This is a genomic window from Kitasatospora putterlickiae (assembly GCF_039527695.1).
GTDB classification, from domain to species: domain Bacteria; phylum Actinomycetota; class Actinomycetes; order Streptomycetales; family Streptomycetaceae; genus Kitasatospora; species Kitasatospora putterlickiae.
The window spans coordinates 12,361-15,390 of the sequence record NZ_BAAAKJ010000018.1 but is presented as its reverse complement, the minus strand read 5'-3'; the positions used below and the strand labels follow the sequence as shown (position 1 = coordinate 15,390).

The window sequence follows — 3,030 nt, the reverse complement described above, 5'->3', positions numbered from 1 at the left end:
TTCGCCGTCTCAGAGGCGGCGGAACATGAAGTGCTGGCCGACATAGCCGTGCTCGGGGTGGTCGAAGACCCCCGGGACGGTGCCGACGACCTCGAAGCCGAGCGACTTCCAGAGGTGAACGGCCGACTCGTTCGTCTCCACGACGGCGTTGAACTGGATGCCCCGGTAGCCCTGCTCGCGGTGCCACTCCACCACGTACTCGCCGAGCGCGCGGCCGACGCCCCGGCCCTGACAGGCGGGGTCGACCAGGAACGACGCGGTGCCGATGTGGGAACCGCGGCCCGGCTTGTTCGGGCCCATCTTCGCCGAACCCACGATCCGGCCCTCCGCCACGGCCACGACCGTGCGCCCCGGGGGCTGCTCCATCCACCACGGCCTCGCCTCGTCGAGGGTCTGCCGCTCGGGGAAGGCGTACGTCCGGCCCTCGGCCATGATCGCGGAGTAGAAGGGGTAGATGCCCGGCCAGTCCTCGTCGGAGGCGATGCGGATGTCCATTCGGGACAGGCTACGCACGAACCACCCCCGGCACGCGGATTTTCCGCCCCGGAGCGGGCGTGCGCTGTCGGAACAACGGCCGGACGCAGAGCGGGCAGAGCGGCCCTTCCGCCCGGAATAACGTCGTTCCCGTAAGCGCCCCGGGCAACCGGAAATGCGCCTGACGTAACGTCAATTTCCCGTGATGACAAGGAACATACCCATGGTTGACATCGCCTCGGTCCACGCCGCCCCGAGCCCGGACCTGCTCACCCCCGACAACGCGATGATGCTCTTCGTCGACCACCAGCCGCAGATGTTCTTCGGCACCGGCAGCGGCGACCGCACCGCGATCATCAACGCCACCACCGGCCTGGCCAAGGCCGCGAAGATCTTCGACGTGCCGGTCGTCCTGTCCACCGTCGCCGCCGAGTCCTTCTCGGGCCCGATCCTCCCGCAGCTGCGCGCGGTCTTCCCCGACCAGGAGGTCATCGACCGCACCTCGATGAACGCCTGGGAGGACGAGGCCCTGGTCGAGGCCGTCAAGGCGACCGGCCGCAAGAAGATCATCCTGTCCGGCCTGTGGACCGAGGTCTGCCTGGTCCTGCCCGCGCTCTCCGCGCTGGACCAGGGCTACGAGGTCTACGTCGTCGCCGACGCCTCGGGCGGCGTCAGCCCGCTGGCCCACGAGCACGCCCTGCAGCGGATGACCGCCGCCGGCGCCGTGCCGGTCACCTGGGTGCAGGTGCTGCTGGAGCTCCAGCGCGACTGGGCCCGCAGCGAGACCTACGTCGCCGTGACCGACCTGGTCCAGGAGCACGGCGGCACCTACGGCCTCGGTGTCTTCTACGCCAAGTCGATGATCAACCCGAACGCCGCCGGCTGACCGACCCGGATCACGGCCGCTCCCCCGATCGGGCCCTGCCGCTGCCTGGCGGCAGGGCCCGATCAGCCCCCCGACCCCTCCGCGCAAAGGACCTCACCATGCCGTTCATCACCGTCGGCCAGGAGAACACCGCTCCGATCGAGCTCTACTACGAGGACCACGGCACCGGTCAGCCGGTCGTCCTGATCCACGGCTTCCCCCTCAACGGCGCCTCCTGGGAGCGGCAGAGCGCCGCCCTGCTGGACGCCGGCTACCGGGTCATCACCTACGACCGCCGCGGCTTCGGCCGTTCCTCGCAGCCGACCACCGGCTACGACTACGACACCTTCACCGCCGACCTGAACACCGTCCTGGAGACCCTGGACCTCCGGGACGCCGTGCTGGTCGGCTTCTCGATGGGCACCGGCGAGGCCGGCCGCTACATCGCCAAGTACGGCTCCGAGCGGATCGCCAAGATCGCCTTCCTCGCCTCGCTGGAGCCCTGGCTGCTGAAGAACGACGAGAACCCGGAGGGCGCCGCCCCGCAGGAGTTCTTCGACGGCATCGTCGCCGCCGTGAAGGCCGACCGGTTCGCCTTCTACACCGGCTTCTTCAACGACTTCTACAACCTGGACGAGAACCTCGGCACCCGGATCAGCGAGGAGGCCGTCCGCAACAGCTGGAACGTCGCGACGAGCGGCGGCGCCTTCGCCGCCTCGGCCGCGCCGACCACCTGGTACACGGACTTCCGCGCCGACATCGCCCGCATCGACGTGCCCGCGCTGATCCTGCACGGCACCGGTGACCGCACCCTGCCGATCGACGCCACCGCGCGCCAGTTCCACAAGGCGCTGCCGACCGCCGACTACGTGGAGATCGAGGGCGCGCCGCACGGCCTGCTCTGGACCCACGCCGACGAGGTCAACGCCGCGCTGCTGGCCTTCCTGGCGAAGTAACGGCCGCCCGTCCGCGCCCGGCTCCCGTGTACGACGGGGGCCGGGGGCGGCGGTGTTCCAGGGGACTCACGCGGGCGGCCGGGTGGCGTCGTGGATGAACTCGGCGACCGCCGACGGCCGGGAGACGGCGACGGCGTGCGAGGCGTCGGGCAGTTCCAGGACGGTGGCGCCGGCGCGTTCGGCCGTGAAGCGCTGGACCTCCGGCGGCAGGGCGCGGTCGGCGCCGGTCACCAGGGCCCAGGCCGGCTTGGCGCGCCAGGCGGCCTCGGTCGGCACGTCGGTCAACGCCCGTTCGGCGATGGGCCGTTGCAGCACGGCGAGGACCCGCGCCAGCTCCGGGTCGAGGTCACCGGCGACGAACGGCCCGAAGCAGTCCCCGGGCACCGAGAGCTCGGCCGCGTCCCCGCCGTCGGCGCCGTCCGCGCCGTCCGCGGCGTACGGGGTGCGGCGCAGCCGGGAGATCAGCGGCGAGGGGGTGAAGCGGCCCGTGAGCGCCTGGTAGCTCTCGCCCGGCTCGGGCAGGTAGGCGGCGATGTAGACCAGCGCGACGACGTTGGGGGCGGTCCCGGCCTCGGTGATCACGGCGCCGCCGTAGGCGTGGCCGACCAGCACCACGGGGCCGTCGATCCCGGCGAGCACCGAGGTCAGGTAGGCGGCGTCGTGGGCGAGTCCGCGCAGCGGGTTGGCGGCGGCGAGCACGGTCAGGCCGCGCCGCTGGAGTTCGGCGACGACGCC

4 protein-coding genes are annotated in these 3,030 nt (G+C 71.7%); 2 read left to right on the top strand and 2 right to left on the bottom strand.

The annotated features are described in order from the left end of the window. Window positions 1-9: 9 nt before the first annotated feature. Window positions 10-495, bottom strand: a complete 486-nt coding sequence (locus ABD308_RS01910) for a GNAT family N-acetyltransferase (protein WP_344324456.1) — start codon at window positions 493-495, stop codon at window positions 10-12. Window positions 496-697: 202 nt separating this feature from the next. Here ABD308_RS01910 and ABD308_RS01905 point away from each other — a divergent pair, with 202 nt between their 5' ends. Beyond that, the gene (locus tag ABD308_RS01905) at window positions 698-1,360 is read left to right on the top strand and encodes a hydrolase (RefSeq protein WP_344324453.1); all 663 of its coding nucleotides are present in this window, start codon (window positions 698-700) and stop codon (window positions 1,358-1,360) included. Window positions 1,361-1,458: 98 nt separating this feature from the next. Then, window positions 1,459-2,295 carry an alpha/beta fold hydrolase gene (locus ABD308_RS01900; RefSeq protein WP_344324450.1) on the top strand — a complete coding sequence of 279 codons (837 nt, stop codon included), beginning with the start codon at window positions 1,459-1,461 and terminating at the stop codon, window positions 2,293-2,295. 66 nt (window positions 2,296-2,361) lie between these two features. Here the strand turns inward: ABD308_RS01900 and ABD308_RS01895 are convergent. Next, the coding region (locus ABD308_RS01895; RefSeq protein ID WP_344324447.1) for an alpha/beta hydrolase at window positions 2,362-3,030 on the bottom strand (669 nt) is incomplete at its 5' end.

Excerpts from the sequence above, each read along its gene's own strand:
- ABD308_RS01910 (WP_344324456.1), bottom strand. The coding sequence starts at position 495 with ATGGACATCCGCATCGCCTCCGACGAGGACTGGCCGGGCATCTACCCC.
- ABD308_RS01905 (WP_344324453.1), top strand. The coding sequence starts at position 698 with ATGGTTGACATCGCCTCGGTCCACGCCGCCCCGAGCCCGGACCTGCTC.
- ABD308_RS01900 (WP_344324450.1), top strand. The coding sequence starts at position 1,459 with ATGCCGTTCATCACCGTCGGCCAGGAGAACACCGCTCCGATCGAGCTC.